Origin of the sequence: Pannonibacter sp. XCT-53 (assembly GCF_009915765.1) — a bacterium.
In the GTDB taxonomy this organism is placed as follows: domain Bacteria; phylum Pseudomonadota; class Alphaproteobacteria; order Rhizobiales; family Stappiaceae; genus Pannonibacter; species Pannonibacter tanglangensis.
This window is the reverse complement of the sequence record NZ_JAABLQ010000001.1, coordinates 536,654-557,246: the sequence shown is the minus strand read 5'-3', so window position 1 is coordinate 557,246 and position 20,593 is coordinate 536,654. Positions and strand designations below refer to the sequence as shown.

At 67.4% G+C, this 20,593-nt stretch carries 15 protein-coding genes; 6 read left to right on the top strand and 9 right to left on the bottom strand.

Features of this window, described 5'->3' with window-relative positions; all coding sequences use genetic code 11:
* Positions 1–75: 75 nt before the first annotated feature.
* Positions 76–1,251 carry a vWA domain-containing protein gene (locus tag GWI72_RS02570; protein WP_161675482.1) on the top strand — a complete coding sequence of 392 codons (1,176 nt, stop codon included), beginning with the start codon at positions 76–78 and terminating at the stop codon, positions 1,249–1,251.
* 219 nt (positions 1,252–1,470) lie between these two features.
* On the opposite strand, the gene GWI72_RS02565 is transcribed toward GWI72_RS02570, so the two are convergent.
* Entirely contained in the window at positions 1,471–1,902 is a 432-nt protein-coding gene (locus GWI72_RS02565) for a universal stress protein (RefSeq protein ID WP_161707795.1), read from the bottom strand.
* Between the two features lie 109 nt (positions 1,903–2,011).
* On the bottom strand, positions 2,012–2,800 hold the full coding sequence (locus GWI72_RS02560) for an AraC family transcriptional regulator (RefSeq protein WP_161707794.1): 789 nt from the start codon (positions 2,798–2,800) through the stop codon (positions 2,012–2,014).
* 154 nt (positions 2,801–2,954) lie between these two features.
* Here GWI72_RS02560 and GWI72_RS02555 point away from each other — a divergent pair, with 154 nt between their 5' ends.
* Positions 2,955–4,181, top strand: a complete 1,227-nt coding sequence (locus GWI72_RS02555; protein WP_161707793.1) for an MFS transporter — start codon at positions 2,955–2,957, stop codon at positions 4,179–4,181.
* Positions 4,182–4,246: 65 nt separating this feature from the next.
* Here GWI72_RS02555 and GWI72_RS02550 read toward each other — a convergent pair whose 3' ends face one another.
* The gene (locus tag GWI72_RS02550; RefSeq protein WP_161707792.1) at positions 4,247–4,567 is read right to left on the bottom strand and encodes a 2Fe-2S iron-sulfur cluster-binding protein; all 321 of its coding nucleotides are present in this window, start codon (positions 4,565–4,567) and stop codon (positions 4,247–4,249) included.
* A gap of 141 nt (positions 4,568–4,708) precedes the next feature.
* On the bottom strand, positions 4,709–5,080 hold the full coding sequence (locus GWI72_RS02545; protein ID WP_161707791.1) for an Hpt domain-containing protein: 372 nt from the start codon (positions 5,078–5,080) through the stop codon (positions 4,709–4,711).
* Between the two features lie 822 nt (positions 5,081–5,902).
* On the opposite strand from GWI72_RS02545, the gene GWI72_RS02540 reads away from it, so the two are divergent.
* Positions 5,903–11,356, top strand: coding sequence for an apolipoprotein A-IV repeat region-like domain-containing protein (locus GWI72_RS02540; RefSeq protein ID WP_161707790.1), 5,454 nt, complete (start codon positions 5,903–5,905; stop codon positions 11,354–11,356).
* A 252-nt stretch (positions 11,357–11,608) separates the two neighbouring features.
* On the opposite strand, the gene GWI72_RS02535 is transcribed toward GWI72_RS02540, so the two are convergent.
* Genes GWI72_RS02535 through GWI72_RS02520 form a run of 4 tightly spaced genes read right to left on the bottom strand, consistent with a single transcriptional unit; the run spans position 11,609 to position 15,895 of the window.
* Positions 11,609–12,250, bottom strand: coding sequence for an ABC-type transport auxiliary lipoprotein family protein (locus GWI72_RS02535; RefSeq protein WP_208995751.1), 642 nt, complete (start codon positions 12,248–12,250; stop codon positions 11,609–11,611).
* A 22-nt stretch (positions 12,251–12,272) separates the two neighbouring features.
* Entirely contained in the window at positions 12,273–13,922 is a 1,650-nt protein-coding gene (locus GWI72_RS02530; RefSeq protein ID WP_161675469.1) for an MlaD family protein, read from the bottom strand.
* Positions 13,923–13,932: 10 nt separating this feature from the next.
* Positions 13,933–14,739, bottom strand: a complete 807-nt coding sequence (locus GWI72_RS02525; RefSeq protein WP_161707789.1) for an ATP-binding cassette domain-containing protein — start codon at positions 14,737–14,739, stop codon at positions 13,933–13,935.
* A gap of 7 nt (positions 14,740–14,746) precedes the next feature.
* Positions 14,747–15,895, bottom strand: coding sequence for an ABC transporter permease (locus tag GWI72_RS02520; protein WP_161675464.1), 1,149 nt, complete (start codon positions 15,893–15,895; stop codon positions 14,747–14,749).
* Positions 15,896–16,008: 113 nt separating this feature from the next.
* On the opposite strand from GWI72_RS02520, the gene dgcN reads away from it, so the two are divergent.
* Complete coding sequence (gene dgcN / locus GWI72_RS02515) at positions 16,009–17,022, top strand: N-acetyltransferase DgcN (protein WP_161675462.1); 1,014 nt, start codon at positions 16,009–16,011, stop codon at positions 17,020–17,022.
* Positions 17,022–18,002 (top strand): N-acetyl-D-Glu racemase DgcA, encoded by a 981-nt coding sequence (gene dgcA, locus GWI72_RS02510; protein WP_161707788.1) that lies wholly within the window; start codon positions 17,022–17,024, stop codon positions 18,000–18,002. Before dgcN ends, dgcA begins: the two co-directional genes overlap by 1 nt.
* Here dgcA and GWI72_RS02505 read toward each other — a convergent pair.
* Complete coding sequence (locus GWI72_RS02505) at positions 17,999–19,180, bottom strand: MFS transporter (protein WP_161707787.1); 1,182 nt, start codon at positions 19,178–19,180, stop codon at positions 17,999–18,001. The two genes, dgcA and GWI72_RS02505, sit on opposite strands and share 4 nt — an antisense overlap.
* Positions 19,181–19,235: 55 nt before the next feature.
* On the opposite strand from GWI72_RS02505, the gene GWI72_RS02500 reads away from it, so the two are divergent.
* Positions 19,236–20,438, top strand: a complete 1,203-nt coding sequence (locus tag GWI72_RS02500) for a protein phosphatase CheZ (RefSeq protein WP_209000037.1) — start codon at positions 19,236–19,238, stop codon at positions 20,436–20,438.
* The last annotated feature ends 155 nt before the right edge of the window (positions 20,439–20,593 follow it).

Below are 20,593 nucleotides of genomic sequence, written 5' to 3'. Positions count from 1 at the left end.
GGCAGACGCCGCGCCCGGTGACGGACGGGCTGGCCGGCTCTCGACAAGGCTGGCCGCTCCGCCTACCTTCCGTGCATGTTCATCACCTTCTTCTCCGAGCTGAAGGCGGCGGGTGTGCCCGTCTCCCTGCGCGAATATCTCGACCTGATGCGCGCGCTGGAACTCGACCTTGCCGGGCGCAAGGTCGAGGATTTCTATTATCTGGCCCGCACCGCGCTGGTGAAGGACGAGGCCAATCTGGACCGGTTTGACCGGGTCTTCGGCCATGTCTTCAAGGGTCTCGACCTCATCAGCGATGCGCCGGGGGCGGAGATCCCGGAGGACTGGCTGCGCAAGCTGGCGGAGAAGCACCTCAGCGAGGAAGAAAAGGCGCTCATCGAGAGCCTCGGCGGCTTCGACAAGCTGATGGAGACGCTGCGCAAGCGGCTGGAGGAGCAGAAGGAGCGCCACCAGGGCGGCAACAAGTGGATCGGAACGGCCGGCACCTCGCCGTTCGGCGCCTATGGCTACAATCCGGAGGGCGTGCGCATCGGCCAGAAGGAAAGCCGCCACCGCCGCGCCGTCAAGGTCTGGGACCAGCGCGAATTCCGCGACCTCGACGACACGGTCGAGATCGGCACGCGCAACATCAAGGTGGCCCTGAAGCGGCTGCGCCGCTTTGCCCGCACCGGTGCGGCCGACGAACTCGACCTCGACGGGACGATCCGCTCCACGGCGCACAAGGGACTGCTCGATGTCCGGATGCGGCCCGAGCGGCGCAATGCGGTGAAGGTGCTGCTGTTCTTCGACATCGGCGGCTCGATGGACGATCACATCCGCGTCTGCGAGGAGCTGTTCTCGGCCGCCCGGTCCGAGTTCAAGGTGATGGAGCACTTCTACTTCCACAACTGCCTGTACGAGCATGTGTGGAAGGAGAACCGTCGCCGGCACAGCGAACGGCTGCCGACGATGGACGTGCTGCACAAGTATCCGTCGGACTACAAGATCATCTTCGTGGGCGATGCGTCGATGAGCCCCTACGAGATCGTCTCGCCGGGCGGCTCGGTGGAGCACTGGAACGAGGAACCGGGGCTGGTCTGGATGCAGCGGCTGCTGGGACTTTACGCCCGTGCCGCCTGGCTCAATCCGGTGCCGGAACAGCACTGGGACTACACCCACTCCATCCGGATGATGCGCGAGATCATGGGCGGCCGCATGTACGGCCTGACCCTTGAGGGCCTGAGCGACGCGATGCGCGATCTGGCCCGTTGACCGCGCCCGGCTTTCTCCGCGCCGCCCGTCCCGGGTGCGCGGTCCCGGCTGGGTCCTCCTGAGCCCAGCGCGCGGTGTCGCCGAGACACCGGCTGTGGCGCGCGGGACCGGGACGGCTCTGCCTGGCACCCTGCACCGGCCAACTTGGGCCGGAACACCGGGGCCCCAAACACCGGGGCCCCAAACCGGGCTGACGCGCCTCCTGCCTATGTCCCCTGCCTATGCCCCCTGTCGCAGGACCATCACCGAGCAGGTCGAATGGCGCACGATCTTGGCCGCATTGGATCCGAGCAGGTAGGTGGACAGATCCGGCCGGTGTGATTCCATCACGATGAGATCGGCGCCGACCTCCTTCGCCTCCTCGATGACCTCGTGATAGATCGACCCGATCCGCACGCTCACGGACACCTGCTCCTTCGCCAGACCGAGACCATGCCCGAGATCATCCAGCATCGCGCGGGTATCGGCCACCGCCTTTTCCTCGAAGTCCGGCGGCAGGTAGCTGGAGACAAAGCCCTGCGAATGGGCGAGGACGGCAACGAGCCGCAGCCTGCTGCCATAATCGCGGGCAAAGCGGCTGGCGGCCTCGAGCGCCGGCGCGGAAAACTTCGGCTCGCCCGGATCGACCGGCACGACGACGGTGTTGAACATCGGATCCTCCTCTGGGTCTCGTCCGCCCGAAACCTCGCACCGCCAGAAGCACTTGGCGTTGAGATGGATCAACACGGACCCGGATCGGCGATCGCCCGGGCCGCCAGGATCAGGCCGTCAGGGAGGGCTCGAAGTAGCGCCCGGGCGTGACGCCGAAGGCCTTGCGGAACGTGGCAACGAAGGCGCTCGGCCCCTCGTAGCCGAGCCGAAAGGCGACATCGGAGACGCTGCAGCCGGAGGCCAGCAGCTCCAGCGCCCGGAACAGCCGCGCCTGCCGGCACCAGCTGCGGAACGACAGCCCCGTCTCCGCCTGGATGCGACGCTCGAAGGAGCGCACGGACAGGGCGCAGCTCTCGGCCGCTTCGGTCAGCGGCGGCGCGGCGGCAGGATCCCGCGCGATGCGCTCGCACAGCCGTCGCATCCGGTCCTCCGCTGGCATCGGCAGGTCGAGCCCCTGCGCCGGTTGCAGCACCAGCTGGTCAAGGATGACCGCCCCGATGCGGGCGGCCGGCCCCTCGGCCGTCTCCGCGCGCGCAAAGGACATGTAGGCCAGGATCAGCTCGCGCAGAAGCTGGGTCATCTGCAGGATGCGAGGCTCTGCCGGCAAGGCACCGGCGGCATCGCGCTGGACATAGAGGTAACGGACCTCGGACTGGGTCAGGTAGCGCGTCTCGTGGGCAAACCGGGCCGGCATCCAGACAGCCCGCTCCGGCGGCACGAAATAGGTGCCCCGTTCGGTGTCGATGGCGAGCGAGCCCCGCACCACATGAAAGAGCTGTCCGGCATCGTGGCAATGCAGCCGCGTCACCGACCCGGCCGCCTGATGCGCCGAATAGCCGTAGATCGGCGCGACGACGGGGCCGTCCGGCAGGGCGTAAAGCTCGGGATGAATGGGCAAGGTCAGCCCCTCTTTTTGGCAACTCGGCGACATTTGATGACAAAACATCGCTAACGGGCAAGGTGCAGGCGGGAGTATACCCGAAAAATGAACCGTACCGTACGGTTCAGAAATGGGCTGACCGGCCTCGCGCCGGCAGACGGACGGACCCGACATGAGCTTCTTCACCCGCAGCGCAGACCCGATGACGGCAACCGGCTGGCGCTCGCCGCTGGTGCTTCTGATGGTGATGGCCGGGGCGATGCAGCTGTCCTTTGCCGGCTGGTGGAACCTGGTCAACAACTTCGCCGTCCAGGAACTGGCCTTCACCGGCAAGGAAATCGGCATCCAGCAGTCGATCCGGGAAATTCCGGGGTTTCTCGCCTTTACGGCTGTCTATCTGCTGCTGCTGGTGCGGGAGCAGACGCTGGCCTATGCCGCGCTGCTGTGTCTCGGCCTTGGCGTCGCCGTGACCGGGTACTTCCCGACCGCGATGGGCTTCTATGTCACCACGCTCATCATGTCGATCGGCTTCCACTATTACGAGACAATGGCCCAGTCGCTGTCGATGCAGTGGCTGCCAAAGCAGACCGCCGCTGCCGGCATGGGCAAGATCCTGGCGGTCGGCGCCTTCGCGCAGCTGGTTGCCTACTCGCTGATCCTGGTCGGCTGGAAGACATTCGGCCTGACCTTCGAGACCGTGTTCCTGATTTCCGGCGTGACGACGCTCCTGGCCGTGGCCGGCCTGCTGGTCGCCTTCCCGAAGTTCCGCGAGGGCGTGCCCCAGCACAAGAAGCTGATCCTGCGCCGGCGCTACTGGCTCTACTACGCGCTCACCTTCATGGCGGGGGCAAGGCGTCAGATCTTCACGGTCTTCGCCGGGTTCCTGATGGTGGAGCGCTTCGGCTACGACGTGCATGAGGTGGCCGGCCTGTTCCTGATCAACGGCCTCGTCAACATGCTGGTCGCCCCCAGGATCGGCCAGATGATCGGGCACATCGGCGAGCGGCGCGCGATGGCGATCGAGTATGGCGGGCTGTTCCTCGTCTTCGTCGGCTATGCCTTCGTGACGAACGCGATGGCCGCGGCGGCGCTCTATGTCATCGACCACATGTTCTTCGCGATCTCGATCGCCATGCGGACCTATTTCCAGAAGATCGCAGACCCTGCCGACATCGCCCCCACGGCTGGCGTGGCCTTCACGATCAACCACATCGCGGCCGTGTTCATCCCTGTCGTGTTCGGACTGCTCTGGCTGGTCTCGCCGGCAGCGGTGTTCCTGACCGGAGCCGCCATGGCCCTGTGCAGTCTGGCACTGTCCAGACTGGTGCCGCGTCACCCGGACGCCGGCAACGAGGTTGTCCTGCCCTGGAGCAGCACATCCGCCCGACCGGCGGAGTGAGGGTCAGGACACACGAAAACGCCCGCGTCTCCCAGCGCGGGCGTTTTCTGCTTCTTTGGGAAGGCTCAGGCCTGGCGTTCGGGCACGTGGACCACGAGCCCGTCGAGGGCGGCGCTCATCTTGATCTGGCAGGACAGGCGCGAGGTCGGACGCACGTCATAGGCAAAGTCGAGCATGTCCTCTTCCATCGGCTCGGGGCTGCCGGTTTTCGCGGCCCAGGCCTCGTCGATGTAGACATGGCAGGTGGCGCAGGCGCAGGCGCCGCCGCACTCGGCCTCGATGCCGGGGACCATGTGCTTGATGGCGCTTTCCATGACGGTCGCGCCTTCGGCGGCGTCGACTTCATGGCGCGCGCCATCGGTGGTGATGAAGGTGATATGAGGCATGTAACGCGTCCGTCCGATGGGAAAAACCTGACGTGTCCGAGATAAAGGTTCGCGGCGAAACGTCAAGGCGCAAGGTCGTGCCCGGCGAAACCCGGAGAGCGCCCGACAGCCGGTGCTGAGCCGCGCGCCCGGCCGCCTGCCTCAGGCAAGCAGGACGCGGCGGATGTAGTCCTGTGCCTCCTCGACGAGGCTGACCAGCGTCAGCATGGCCGGCGCCTCGCCGGCGCGCAGCTCCGCCTCGACCGTCTCGCAGACGCCCGCCAGCCGGTCGGCCCCGATGGCCCGGGCCGAGCCCTTGAGCGTATGGACGAGGTCGGCGCGCTCCGGCGCGGCCTCGACGTCACCAAGGCGGCAGACGAGCGTTTGCGACTGGGTGAGGAACAGCCGCAGCACCTCCTGCTCGAGATCGCGGTTGCCGAAGGTCGCTTCCGCAAGCTGGGCCCGGCGCACCGGCGGGGTCGGGCCATAGCGGTCCCGGTCAAAGGCCGCCTCCTCATCGGCTGCAAGCGCCATCTGATTCTCTCCCACGACCGTGCGGCACGCCGGAACAGGCGCAACCCCATGCCAAGCAAGCGGAATGTTTTGAAAGATTTGCGCGCGGTTCCGGAAATGCGAGGTTAAGAGCGCGGGCACTGACGGTGCAGCGGCGCAACTCTCCCCAACAAAGTGAATCATTGGTTAACGACGGTGTGGAGAGCGGGCGGAGAGGCTGCTGCACTGCGTCAGGACCGGGGCCGGCGGACGGCCCTCCGGACGCCGGACGCGCGCCCTGCGCCGCCGGAAGAGCCGCCGCGCCGGCCCGGCGCCAGCGGTGCACCACTGACCGGCGCGGCGGTCGCCGGGACGAAATGGATTGGAAAACCAAGACCATGCCGGATCGCGGCCGGACCCGGCGCCAAGGGGACCGGCCAGGGAACGGGATCCGGGATCGTCAAAAAACACGAGTGTCGAGCGGTGTCAGCGCGACGCGGACAGGCCTCGCCGCAGGTGCTCAGTGCTCAGGCGGCAAACGATCGGCCGCCCCTCCGGCGCAGGCACAAGACCCCGAGACTGGACGACTTTACGCGCCGTTCCAGCGCCGCTCCAGCCCCTGAGAAGCCTGATGCATAACGGCGTTTCTTGTTCCTTAACACGGTTTGTGCCATTAGATTGAGTAATGCGGCAGGGTGGGGAAAAGCATGTCCGGCGATGCGGCGGGACAGGCAGGCGGCACCCCGTTCCAGGCCACAGCCCACGTGACACCGACAGGACCAGGTCCGGTCGTCAGCCACGGGGACCGCGTTCGGCGGCTTCGGCCTCCGATATGTAATGAGTACGGATGTGAGGCGATCCAAGATGGCAAATCCCCCGAAGGTGAAAGATCCTGCGGAAGCGGCCCTGTCGGCGGTCGAAGAGGCGCTGAAGCTCGACTTCGGCGGCCCCGACAAGGCGGCGGCTCCCGGCGACGATGCAGTGCGCGCCGCCCTTGGCGAAGCACTGGCGGAAAAGCCGGGCACCGGGGCAACGGAGCGCAGCCCGGCCAACGACGCCGGACCGGCTGACGGACGTCGCGGACGTGGCCGGGGCGGACGCCCGCCTGCCGCCAACGACGACCGCCGCAGCATCGGCAACCTGATCTACGCCCTCCAGGCCCGTCCGTCGAACATGCCCTTCTGGGTCGCGCTTGCCCTCAGCGTCGTCTGGGGCGCGATCGGCGGCGTCCTGCTGATGAGCGGGTTCAGTGCGGAGATCGCCACCCTCGGCAGCACCGGCGGACTGATGGCCTCGCCCGGCCTCGTCCTCGCCGGCGTCGGCATCGTGGTGCCGATCCTCTTCTTCTTCGTCATGGCCATGATGATCTGGCGCGCGCAGGAAATGCGCATCGTGGCCCGCGGCATGACCGAAGTGGCCCTGCGTCTGGCCGAGCCGGAAGACATGGCCAAGGAGTCCGTCCTCACCGTCGGCCAGGCGATCCGCCGCGAGGTCGCAGCCATGGGCGACGGCATCGAGCGCGCCATCGCCCGCGCCAGCGAACTCGAGGTGCTGGTGCACAACGAGGTCTCGTCGCTGGAACGCTCCTACAATGACAACGAGCTGAAGATCCGCGCCCTGATCGACGAGCTGGTGTCGCAGCGCGAGGCAATCATCGCCAACGCCGAACGCGTCCGCGAGACGATTTCCGGCGCGCACGAGAACTTCTCCGGCCAGCTTGCCGCCACCTCGGACGAGATCTCGAAGACCGTCGACACAGCCACCTCGCGCCTCGTGGCGGCCGTCGAAGACCGGATCAACGACCTCACGGGCTCGGTCGACAGCCGCATCGAAGCGCTCAACTCGTCCCTCACCGCCTCCGGCTCCGAGCTGGTCGAGGCGCTCACCGAACGCGCCGGCGACTATGTCGCTCGCCTGACGACCACCGGCAGCGAAATGGTCGACAACCTGTCGCGCACCGGCAATGACCTGTGGGAGACGCTGAGCCTGCGCGGCCAGGACGTCAACGACCGGTTCGCCAGCACGGCGAAGGAATTCGTCGAGACGCTGACCGTCCGCGGCGGCGAGATCAACGCAACGCTGACCGAGCGCACCCAGGCCTTCACCGATGCGCTCGAGCGCACCGGCGCCTCGGTCGGCGACACGATCGCCCTGCGCGGCGACGAGCTGAACGCGACGCTCGCCCTCACGAGCGGCCGCCTGATCGACACGATCACCGCCCGCACCAGCGAGCTGATCACCACCGTCGACACCCGCGTCACCCATCTCGACAACTCGCTGAACGAAACCGGCGAACGCGTCGTGGAAAGCATTTCCCAGCGCGGCCAGCAGGTCACCGACACCATCTCGGTGAAGGGCGCCGAGATCGTCGAGACCCTGTCCGAGCGCAGCGCCGAAGTGGCCGAAATCCTGCGCGGCACCGGCGAATCCATCGTGGTCGACCTGTCCCTGCGCGGCGGCGAGATCGCCGCCAAGCTGGACGAGACCTCCTCCAGCCTGACGCAGACCATCACCGTGCATGGCGGCTCGCTCGCCGAGCGCCTCGGCACGATCAGCGACCGGATCGAGACCGCCATCACCGTGCATGGCGAGGAGCTGGACAAGCGTCTCGGCGCCCGCGGCACCGAAATGGCCCTGCTGATCGAAAGCCAGACCATCGACTTCCGCGAAACCCTGGCCACCGCCTCCTCGGAGATCTCGGCAAGCCTGGGTCAGCGCACGACCGAGCTTGCCCAGAAGCTGGCCGAAACCGGCACCGAACTGGCCCGTCTGATCGGCACCCGTGGCGAGCGCGTGTCCACCGACATCGGCTCGGTCGGCGACCGCATCGCCGCCACGCTCGACGAGCGCGGCCAGGCACTGCAGGAAGGCCTCTCGGAACGGCTCACCGAGCTGGAGCAGATCGTTGCCAACCGCGGCTCGCAGCTGGTCCAGTCCTTCGACAGCCGTGCCCAGATCCTCGCCCAGACCCTCGACAGCCGTCTGGAAACGCTCGATGCGACCTTCGACACCCGCGTCAGCGGCCTGGATGCATCGCTCGACAGCCGGATCAACAGCCTCGACCTGACCCTGGAACAGCGCACCGCCTCCTTCGAGGCTGCGCTGGAATCGCGCACCAGCCTGCTTGCCGAAGCAATCGGCACCCGCACCGAAGCGCTCAGCGAGACGCTGGAGCAGAAGTCGCGCACCATTGCCGAGGTTCTGGCCGACCGCTCCGACGCGATCACCTACGAGCTGTCGCGGCGCGTGGAATCCGCCGGTGAACAGCTGGTGGAGAAGGCCGAGACCGTCGGCCAGCTCATCGCCGAGAAGGTCGACACGGCCGCGCTGACGATCTCGGAAAAGGCCGAGCATCTGACGCAGAACATGATCTCGGGCACCGAGCGCATCGACCAGACGCTCGACAGCCGCGCGCGCCAGATCAGCGAGACGCTGATTGCCCGCACCCGCGAGATCGCGAAGGCCTTCGTCGACGGCCAGGCCGAGATGACGCAGGCACTCGACAGCCGCCTCGACGAGGCCGGCAGCGTGCTGGCCCGCCAGAGCGCGGAACTGACCGAGTCCCTGTCGGAGCGCATCGCCGAGATCAATGTTTCGCTCGGGGCCAAAGTCTTTGAAGTGGCCGAAACCCTCGACACCCGCGCCAGCCAGCTGGAAGCGGTTCTGAACGAGCGCCTGACCTCGATTTCCGGTACCCTGTCGAGCGAGACCGAGAAGGCGCGCGACACGCTGACCAGCGCCATGTCCGAGGCCAGCTCCGTCCTGGCCGACGAAAGCGGCCGCGTGCGGGACATGGTTCTCGACGTGGTCACCCGCGCCGCCGCCTCGCTTGCCGAGGAACGCGAGCGCACCGTGGACACCGTCAACGTCACCTTCAGCGACGTCACCGGCAAGCTCAGCGGTGAGGGCGAACGCCTGCGCCAGCTGGTGCTCGGAGCCGTGGGCGAGGCACGCGGCGTGCTCGTCGGCGAAAGCCAGAAGGCGGCCGAAACGGTCACCAGCGCCATGGCGGAAGCAACCGGCATGCTGTCCGGCGAGAGCCAGCGCGCAGCACAGACGGTCACCAGCGCCATGGCCGAGGCCACCGGCCAGCTGTCCGGCGAAAGCCAGCGCGCTGCGCAGACGGTCGCCAGCGCCATGGCGGAGGCCACCGGCCTGCTGTCCGGCGAGGGCAACCGCGTGCGCGATCTGGTGCTGACGGCGGTCGCCGAGGCGGCCCGCTCGATGGCCGCGGAAAGCGAGAAGGCCCGCACCCTCTACGTGGGCACGCTGGCCGACTTCTCCGGATCGCTCACCGGCGAAAGCGAAAAGGTCCGTGCGGACCTGTCGCGCACCATCGCCGAGATCTCCGGCAACCTGACCGCCGAAAGCGAACATGCGCGCGTCACCCTCACCCGCACGGTCGAGGAAATGCGCAACCTGATGTCCGGCGAGGCCGACGCGGTGCGCAGCCGTGTCAGCAGCACCGTGCAGCAGGCCGCAGACCTGCTGACGCAGCGCGGCACCGCAGTGGCCAAGGAAATGCTCGACAAGGCCGCAGAACTCAACGCGGCCTTCGGTGAGCGCAGCGGCGAGTTTGCCCGCCTGGTCGGCACCGACGGCAACGACCTCGTCGCCGCCATCGAGGCCCGCGCCGGCGAGCTCACCACCCGGATCGGCGAAATCCATCGCGCCATCCTCGACGCCGTCGTCGTCAAGGGCCGCGATGTCTCCGACAGCTTCGCGCATCATGGCCTCGAAGCGACCCGCTCGCTGGTGGATGCCGGCGACCGGATCATCTCGGGCATCGACGAGCGCTCGACCCGCGCCGTCGCGCTGCTGGAGAAGACCAAGGGCCAGCTCGAGGCGGACGTGTCCGCGATCCTCGACCGGCTGGACCAGTCCAATGCCACCCTGCAGGACGTCATGTCGCACGCCGGCGCCAACCTGGCCGACGTCGAGATGAACCTGGCCCGCCGGGCGAACGAGTTCCGCAATGCCGTCGACCGCGCGGTTGCCGAGACGAGCGCCTCGACCGGCCTCATCGACGGCCAGGTCGGCGCGCTGCGCGATGTCACGAGCACCGTTCTCGCCGACATCCAGGCGCTGGCCTCGCGCTTCGACCAGCAGAGCCAGAGCCTGATCGCCGCCGCCCGCCATCTGGAAGAGACCAACCGTCTCGTCGAGAACCGGGTCGGCGAGCGCAAGACGGCGATCGAGGCCGTGGCCGACACGCTGCTCGCCAAGACGGAGACCGTCGACACGCTGATGCGGACCTTCACCAACACCCTGTCCGAGACGCTGGAAACGGCCGACGACAAGGCCCGTGAAGCGGCCGCAATGCTGGCGGCTGCAGCCGAAGCGGCGTCGCGCCAGGTGGCGGAACAGTTCGAGTCCATGCGACTGACGGCCGGCATGGAAGGCCAGCGCGCCCGCGATGCCATCCGCAACGTCCAGGACGAGATCATGAAGGAGATGACGCGGACCGTCGCGGAAGCCTCCGAACGCTTCGGCGAAGCCGCAACGCGCATGCGCGACGTGGCCCGCGAGGTGCATCGCGAGCTGGAGACCACGCGCAAGGAACTGAAGCAGGGCGTGATGAACCTGCCGGAGGAGGCCGAGGAGTCCACGGCCGCGCTGCGCAAGGTCGTCAACGAGCAGATCCGGGCCCTGACCGAGCTGTCCGAGATCGTCGCACGTCAGTCCAACACGCTCGACATCTCCCGTCCGCAGCAGGACCGTCTGGTCGCCTCGGCCAGCGCCCCGGCCCCGGCGGCCTCGTTCCAGAGCCAGCCGGCCCCGCGCCCGGCCGCCCCGGCCCGGACCGAGATCGAGCGTCCGGCCCCGCGCGCCGAGGCCCCGCGCCGTCCGGCCCCGGTCGAGGCGCCTGCAGCCCCGGCCGAGAGCGGCAGCAAGGGCTGGGTGAGCGACCTCCTGCGCCGCGCCTCGCGCGACGAGGAGACCGCGCAGCCCAAGACGCCGCGCTCGCCGCTGCACATGGTCGAAAGCCTGAACTCGCTGTCCATGGACATCGCCCGGGCCATCGACCACGAGACCTTCGTGGACCTGTGGGACCGCTACAAGCGTGGCGAACGCCATGTCTTCACGCGCCGGCTCTACACGCTCCAGGGCCAGCAGACCTTCGACGAGATCCGGCAGAAGTACGGTCGCGATCCGGAGTTCCGGACCGCCGTGGACCGCTACATCGCCGATTTCGAGGCTCTGCTCGCCCAGGTCTCGCGCAATGACCGCGACAACATGCTGGGTCAGACCTATCTGACCTCCGACACCGGCAAGGTCTACACGATGCTGGCCCACGCCAGCGGCCGCCTCGACTGAGACCGGTTCGGCACGCGCTGAACACAAAGAAGGGCCCGCCAGATCCTCTCTGGCGGGCCCTTTTTCTGTCTCATGCCAGCGCGCGCGCCGGGCGCTCCCCTGCCCGTCCCTGGCGCCAGCGCAGAGGTCACCGGGCCGGCCGGACGCCTCCAATGGCTGCAAGGCAAAACGCCCGGCCGTGACGGGCACGGACCGGGCGCATGACCTTTCGTGGGAGCGCCGCGCGGCGGCAGCAGCGCGACGGGACCGGCCTCAGACCTTGGAGAGCACCCAGACCGCCATCTCGCGGAACACCTGATCGGCCGCCTGGTTGAGCGCCGACACGGCCTGTTCCACCGACGCGCCGCCGGCAGGAACCGTTGCCGTGAAGATCCGGCTGTCGACTGCCCGTCCATTGCGATCATTCACAAGCTTGGCGGCGATCTCGACGACCGCCCGGTTGCCGCCCTGAACGTCGAGCTGGAAGGAGCGCAGTTCGGTCTGCAGCTGGAAGTCGATCAGCAACCCCTCGCCGGCAAGACCGACCCCCTTGAGCCGGTTGGTGTTCTCGAGCGTCTGGACAAGCCCGGCCTGCACCACGTTGGACAGCTGGTCCGTCCAGGCAGCCTGCGGGAAGTAGCTGTAGGCCAGCCCCTTGTCCACCACGGCAATGTTGGAGGTGTCGAGCGCGCTGAGCGCCCGGGGCGTGGCCACCAGGACCTGAACCGGACGCTTCGGCCCCGCATCGAAGCCGGATGCCGCCCGCAGGCCATAGAGCGCACTGGGCGCGGTGGAGGCACAGGCGGCCAGCATGAGGCAGCCGCAGGCAAGCCCCAGCGCCCTCATGCGCAACGACAGCCGCCCGCCCCCGGGGCGCGTGCCGCCATCCTGCTGCCTCGTGTCACGTCCGATCATGGCTTCATCCTGTCCAGGCGCCCTAGCGCCGCTGCGCCCCGTTGAACCGCGGCACCTCGTCACCCCCGAAGATGACACGGTTGGGCGCCCGGTCGAAGTTGTCGACTGCGCGCTGGATCGCGGCAAAGGTCCGGTTGATCTGGTCCAGCGTGGCCGCGAAATCCGTCGAGCCCTGCTGTGCGAACTTGCTCAGGCCATCGGCAATGCCGCCGGCCCGGCTCTCGAAGGTCTCGGCAATCTTGCGGATCGCGGCCGCTGCCTTGGTCGCCTCGACGATCAGCCCCTCGCCATTGCCCTCAACCATCGAGTTCACGTTGTCCATCAGGCCATTGAGCTTGTCGGAGGCGGTCGTCAGGTTGCCGGAGACGGTGCGGGCATCGGTGATGATCTGGTCGACATCGCCGCGACGGGCGTTGAGATCGCGGGTGAAGGTCTCGATGTTGGCTGCCGCGGCCCGCGCCGAGCTGACGGTTGCGGTGATCGCCTCGCCCTGGGCCGAGACGTCGGTGATGACCCTGTCCACATTCGCCAGGATGTTGCCGACGCGGGCCGGATCAACCGCCGCCACGACGCCCCCGGCCGACTGCACCGTCTTCAGCAGTTCGTCGACGAGCTGACGCCCCTCGGTCAGGAAGGCGAGGAAGTCGGCTTCCCGCGCCCGCACCGTGTCGGTGATCTGGTCGAGGTTTTCCATCGTCCCCGCCGTCGAGGCAATGACCCGGTCAATGTCGGGCGAGCGGCTGGCGAGCACGTCACCGAGAGCCGCAGCCCCGTCGACGACCCGCGTCACCGCCTGCGGATCGACCGCGTTGACCACGGCCTCGATCTGGCTCAGCGATCCGTTCAGGCGTTCGGTGAACTGGTTGATGTTGGCCGTTGCAGACTCTGCGTCAGCCACGATGCGCTCGATCTCCGGCCCGGCATCGCGCAGCGACTGGGAGAAGGCCGTGACATTGCCGACGAGCTCGTCGACCTTGTCGGCCGGCACGGCCGCGAGAATGCGCTCGCCCTCGCTGACAAGCCCTTCCATGCGCCCCGCCAGCGACTTGAAGGCCGTCGTCGCCTCGCCGATCGAGCTCATGAATTCCTTCACGCCGTCGGCATTCTGCGCCAGCGCGGCCGAGAACACCTCGGCATTGCGCACCGTGGCGGCAACGGCAGGCCTGTTCTCCTGGATGATCGTGTCGACGGAGGCCAGCGTCCGGTCGGCCTTGCGCAGCACCTCCCGGCCATGGTCGATGATGTCGTCGAAGAAGGAGCGGTCCGCGTAGATCACCGGCTCCTGACCGTTGCTGTTGCTGAGCAGCAGGTCGGTGCCGGTGGTCCCGCCGGTCAGGTCGACATAGGCGACGCCGGTCAGGCCCTGGAAGCCCAGCGTCGCCTTCACGTCCTTGCGCAGCGGCGCGGTCGGCGTGACGCGGATGGTGGCGATGACGATGCGCGGGTCATTCGGGTCGAAATCGAGCGCTCCCACGTCACCGACCTTGATGCCGTTGAACAGCACCTGACCGCCCACCGGCAGACCGGTCACGGGACCCGGGAACACAACCTTGACGTTGACGCTCGACCGGCTGTCCGCCGTGGCTGCAAGCCAGTAGATGAAGAGGAACGCGGCAAAGAGAATGCCGAGAACGAAGCCGCCGATGATCACATAGTTGGCGCGGGTTTCCATTTAACGTCCTTCAAACCCTGCGCAGGGCGCGCTCGCCCCGGAAATAGGATTTAACCCAGGCATGATCACTGGCCATCATGTCTTCGATTGTGCCTGCCAACAAGACCCGGCGCTCCCCTAGTACCGCGATTCGATCACAGATGCTGTGCAGACTGTCGAGATCATGTGTCACCATGTAGACAGTGAGCCCGAGGGTTTCACGGAGCTTCGCGATCAAATTGTCGAAGGCGGCCGCACCGATCGGATCAAGGCCGGAGGTCGGCTCGTCCAGGAACACCAGATCGGGATCAAGTGCCAGCGCCCGGGCAAGGCTCGCGCGCTTGACCATCCCGCCGGAGAGTTCCGAGGGGTACTTGTCGGCCGCATCCCGCGGCAGGCCGACCAGCTCGAGCTTCAGCCAGGCCAGCTCGTCCATGAGAACCTGCGACAGGCCCGTATACTCGCGCATCGGCACCTGGATGTTCTGCTTCACCGTCAGCGACGAGAACAGCGCGCCCTGCTGGAACAAGACGCCCCAGCGTCGCTCGATCTGGTTGCGCTGCTCGGGCGTGGCGCTGTCCAGATCCTGGCCAAACACCGTGATCTGGCCTGCCCGGCGCGGGGTGAGGCCGAGAATGGTGCGCATCAGGACCGACTTGCCGGTGCCGGAGCCGCCGACAAAGCCGAGCACCTCGCCCCGGTAGACATCAAGATCGAGGTTCTCGAGGATCAGCTTGCTGCCGAAGCCCACGGTCACGCCCCGGGCAGACAGGAGCACGGGCCGCCCGCCGGCGGGAACCGTCTGACCGTCGCGGGCTGGCTGCTGGAGTTCGCTCACGACGGCCTCACACGTTGATCGCGGCAAAGAAGATGGCGAAGAGGCCATCGACGACGATCACAAGGAAGATGGCCTTGACGACCGAGAGGGTGGTGTGGCGGCCGAGGGAATCTGCCGAGCCGCCGACCTTGAGCCCCTCGACGCAGGCGATGAGCCCGATGATCAGCGCCATGAACGGCGCCTTGACGAGGCCGACGAGGAAGGTCTGCAGGGTGATCGCTTCCTGCAGACGCGAGATGAAGGCCTGCGGCGGGATTTCCAGATAGGCCCAGGACACCAGGGCCGCCCCGGTCAGCGCCGAGACATCGGCGATGAAGGTCAGCACCGGCACGGCCGCCATGAGCGCCAGGATGCGCGGCAGCACGAGGACTTCCGTCACGCTGAGGCCGATCACGTGCAGGGCGTCGATCTCCTCCTGCATCTTCATGGAGCCAAGTTCGGCGGTGAAGGCCGAGCCGGAGCGCCCGGCGACCATGATCGCCGTCAGCAGCACGCCGATCTCGCGCAGGACCAGCACGCCCGCCAGATCGACCACGAACAGGTCGGCGCCGAACTGGCGCAGATAGAAGCCGCCCTGCTGCGAAATGATCGCACCGATCAGAAAGCTCATCAGCGCGACGATCGGCACCGCCCCGATGCAGGTCTTGTCGAACTGCACGGCGATGGCAATGCCACGCAGGCGCCTCGGATTGAACAGGACGGTGAAGATCACCATGCTGAGCGACCCGAGGATATGCAGCATCGCCACACAGTCCTGCCAGGCGTCGACAACGGCGCGGCCGGTGGTCTCGAACAGACCGATGATGGAAAACTTCTGCGCGTCGGGAACGAAGGTCGGCGGATGATGGGCATCGACCTCGCCCATCAGCAGGCGCTGTTCCTCGCTGACACCGGCAAGCTGGACACGCGCGCCGGTGTATTCGACACGGCCGCGCAGCTTGTGGATGATCCAGGCCCCGGCCGTGTCGAGACGCTGCACCGCCGAGAAATCCACCACGACGATGGCGGCGCGGACATCGGCGCAAAGCTGTTCGACCAGACGTTCTCCGGTCATTGCGGTGGTGATGGTCCAGTCCCCCGACAACGCCAGAATGAGGCGCTCCCCTTCATGACGGGTGGCGCAGCCCGGCTCGATCAGTTCGTTCAGAAAGCCCATGGCGCGGTCGGCGAGCCTCTTGCCGGTGTGAAGGACAACCCCCTATACCTGACGGGACAGCGGCGCGTCCAGCCGCGCGGCTCCCGTGGCTTCGGCAAAGGCGGAAACAAATCATGGATATTGCCAACCCCTACCTCCTGTTCCTCGGCGATGTTCCCGATGCCCTTGCGGCCAAGACCGCGCTCGGCGTGGTCGACTGGCGCCGGGAGTGGTGTCTGGGGCAGAATCGCCTGCCGGGATGCCAGGCGGACGCCGGGTTGCCGGACATGACCATCGACGCTGCCGCCAGGGCCGGAGCCCGCACGATGATCGTGGGCGCCGTGAATGCCGGCGGCCGGCTTCCCGACCACTGGATTGCCTCGATCGTGGCAGCGCTCGAGGCCGGACTGGACGTGGCCAGTGGCCTGCATGTGCGGCTCGGGTCCATCCCGGCGATCCGCGAGGCGGCCGAGCGCAACGGCCGCAAGCTGTTCGACGTGCGGCACTCCAGCGAGACCTTTGCAACCGGCAAGGGCACGAAGCGGCCCGGCCTGCGCATTCTCACCGTTGGCACGGACTGCTCGGTGGGCAAGAAGTACACCGCGCTTGCAATGGAGCGCGACATGCGCGCCCGCGGCTACTCCTGCGACTTCAAGGCGACAGGCCAGACCGGCGTCTTCATCTCCGGCCGGGGCGTTGCCATCGACGCGGTGGTGGCCGACTTCATTTCCGGCGCCGTCGAATGGATCTCGCCAGCCATGGATCCCCGTCACTGGGACGTGATCGAAGGTCAGGGCTCGCTGTTCCATCCCTCTTTCGCGGGCGTGACGCTGGGGCTCCTGCACGGGGCCCAGCCCGATGCCTTCATTGTCTGTCACGAACCGACCCGCCGCACCATGCGCGGCGTCGAGACGCCCCTGCCCTCGATCCAGGACGTGATCGACCTGACCATCCGCTGCGGCCAGCTCACCAATCCCGCGATCCGCTGCATCGGCCTGTCGGTCAACACGGCCGCCCTCGGCGACGGCGAGGCCCGTGCCTACCTGAAGGACCTGTCGGCCAAGTATGACCTGCCGGCGACGGACCCGGTCCGCTACGGCATGGGTCCGGTGATCGACCGGCTGGCGCGCGACTTCGGAGACGCCTGATGCTCGCGGTCGACATTGCGCATGAGCGCTTCGAGATCGCGGGTGGCTTCACCATCTCGCGTGGCAGCCGCACCCATGCCGATGTGGTCGTGGTCACCCTGTCCGACGGCACGCACACGGGCCGGGGCGAATGCGTGCCCTACCCCCGCTACGGGGAAAGCATCGACAGCGTCATCGCCGAGATCCGCCAGACGGCCGATGCGCTCGGGATTGGGCTCGACCGCAAGCGGCTGCAGGCGGCGCTGCATGCGGGCGCGGCACGCAACGCCCTCGACTGCGCGCTCTGGGACCTGGAGGCCAAGCGGTCCGGAACTCCGGCTGCCGCGCTTGCCGGCGTCGGCACCCTTGCGCCCCTGACAACCTGCTTCACGCTGAGCGTCGGCACGCCGGACAGCATGGCGGAGGCAACCCGCAAGGCGGCCGGACGACCGCTCCTCAAGGTGAAACTCGCCGGCCCGGGCGATGCCCAACGGATTGCCGCCGTGCGGGCGAATGCGCCCGACGCCCGTCTGGTCGTCGATGCCAACGAGGCCTGGAGCGAGGACTGCTACGCCGAGAACATGGCGGCCTGCGCGGCCGCCGGGGTCGAGCTGATCGAGCAGCCTCTTCCGGCTGGCCGGGACACGGCTCTCGAAACCCTCCCGCGTCCGGTTCCGGTGTGCGCCGATGAAAGCCTGCACACCCGCGCGGACCTGGCCGCCCTGCGCAAGCGCTACGATGCCGTCAACATCAAGCTCGACAAGGCCGGCGGCCTGACCGAGGCGCTGGCCCTTTACGGCGATGCCCGCGAGCTGGGCTTCAAGGTGATGGTCGGCTGCATGCTGGGCACGTCGCTGGCGATGGCGCCGGCCGTGCTGGTGGCGCAGAAGGCGGACTACGTCGATCTCGACGGCCCGCTGCTTCTGGCGCAGGACCGCGACGGCGGCCTGCGCTTCGAGGCCAGCCTGCTGATCCCGCCCGCCGCAACGCTCTGGGGCTAGTGCGCCTCGTCGGCGGCCTGCTCGGCCGCCGAGGTCACGCGGCGCGCCAGTACCAGCAGAGCGACGAGCCCGGCCAGCGAGACAGCCGACATGAACCAGAACGCGAAGGCCGGGTCCCGGCCGTAGAGCGGGCCGCTCGCCCAGGTTGCCAGCGCATTGAGCAGGCCGATCGAGGTCGCCATCAGGCTTTGTCCCGTTGCCGACCAGCGCGAGGGAACGATGCGGCCGAGCAGGCTGACCGTGCCCAGATGCACCGCCCCGAAACTGAGCCCGTGCAGCCCCTGCAGCAGCACGATGGACCAGAGCGAGGTGGCCTCGGCAAAGACCATCCAGCGCAGGATGCCGGCAAGGCCACCGATCAGGATCAGCCGCAGCGGCGTGAACCAGCCCGGCAGGCGGCTGGCATAGATGAAGAGACAGATCTCCGTCACGACGCCCAGCGACCAGATCAGGCCGATCAGGGTATCGGGCACCCCGGCGCCGCGCCAGAAGATGGTGGCAAAGGCGTAGTAGCCTGCGTGGCTGGCCTGCAGCAGGCCGATGGCAACAAGCATGGCGAGGAACCAGGGCTGGCGGAAGACATCCGGCCGGACCTCACGCGGCATGGCCCCGGCGCCCACGCGCGGCTGCGCGGGCGGCAGGGTGATCGCCACCAGCGCGGTGGCCAGGAGCGACAGCAGGATGCCCGCGAGATAGGGCATCGCGGTCGAGAAGGAAATCAGCCAGCCGCCGGCGAGGTTTCCGACGATGAAGGCGACGGAGCCCCAGAGCCGCATCCTGCCATACTGCCCCCCGAGCCGGCGGACCACGTCCAGCGCATAGGCATCGGCAAGCGGGATGATCGGCGCCCAGAAGATCATCAGGCCGGAAATGGCGATCAGCGTCGCCAGATAGCTGTCGGTGAAGGCAAACAGCGCCAGAAACACCACCCCGGCCAGCGAATAGAGGAAGATCGACAGGCGACGGCGACCGGTCTTGTCGGAAATCGAGGTGAGAACCGGCGCCGCCACGATGCGCGCGATGGTTGCCAGGGCCAGCGCCGTCGCAATTTCCGAAACGGAAAGCTGCCGGTTGCTCAAAAGCAGCGGAAAGAACGGCAGAAAAATGCCCGACCCGATAAAGTGAGCCCAGAAAAGACCACTCACACGTGTAGACAAGCCGGTTTGGAATTTTATCATGACCATCAACCGGAGCTGGCCGGCCTAAAGAGATGTTAACCGTTGGGGCCGTAGGGTGACCGGCAGTATCGGCGATCTCGTCGAATCACAGGCCGACCGCGGCGAAAAGGACATCGAGACGTTTACGATGGCAGCAATCGAACCGCCAGTCCTGATGCAGGAAACCGAGTACACGGTCCTTGAACAGACGTTGACCGAGTCTGATCGCGGGCGCCGCTTCCTGGCCGAATTCCTGCGGCGCAACCGCAGCACCGAGACCAACACCATCCTTGATGCCATCGGCAGGCTGGAGAAGGTGATGCGCCGGGAACGCACCGTTCCCGACCTCAACCGGATCAAGCTCGACCTCGCCGAGATGCACGAGGCCATCGAGCGCACCAAGCGCGAGATCGCCAACATCAAGATGGAAGACGAGGAAGGCAACCGCTTCACGACCACGTCGAGCGAGCTGGATGCCATCGTCACCCAGACCGAGCGCGCGACGCAGGACATCCTCGCCGCGGCCGAACGCATCCAGGAACAGGCCTGGACCCTGCGCGAGGCCGGCGCCGATGACGCGGTCTGCGACGAGATCGACGCCAAGGCGACCGAAATCTTCATGGCCTGCTCGTTCCAGGACCTGACGGGCCAGCGCACCCAGAAGGTGGTGCATGTGCTGCGCTACCTCGAAAGCCGCATCAACCTGATGATCGGCATCTGGGGCATTGCCGAGGTCAAGGCGGACGAGACGGCCGGCCCTGTGGACACGCGTCCGGATGCGCATCTGCTGAACGGACCGCAGATGGACGGCAAGGGCGTCAGCCAGTCCTTCGTCGACAGCATGATGGACACGGAATCGCCGACCAGCCCGCTCTATGACATGGAGTTCGGCCACGCCGGGGACGCTGCTGCCCAGAGCCAGAGCCAGAGCCAGAGCAAGTCTGTCCCGGGGACCGCACCCAAGGCCGCCGCCGTGGCTGCGGCTGTCGCGACGGTCGAGACCGCGAGCGAACAGCTCGACGCCGCAACCATCGAGGCGATCTTCGACGAGACCGGTGACGATTTCGCCTCCGCTGACGGCAACGCCGACGAAGTCATGAACGCAGCCGACATCGACGCTCTCTTCGACACCCACGGCGACGACGAGGACACGGCGACCGCTGGCGACGAGGGCACTGCGGACGCCGCCTGGGAAGAAGAGGAAATGGCGGTCACGGCCGAAGAGAACGATCCTCTCGCCATGCTGTCCGAAAACGAGCGTCAGGCCCTGTTCAGCTGAGGCTGAGCCCGCCGACGGCAGACAATCAAAGGCCCCGGAGAGTGTCCTCTCCGGGGCCTTGTTCTTTGCCCCCGGGGGCCGGGAGGCCGACGCATCACGCCCTGCCATGGCTCAGGCGCCGCAGCCCGGTCACGCAGTCCAGTCACGCAACCCGG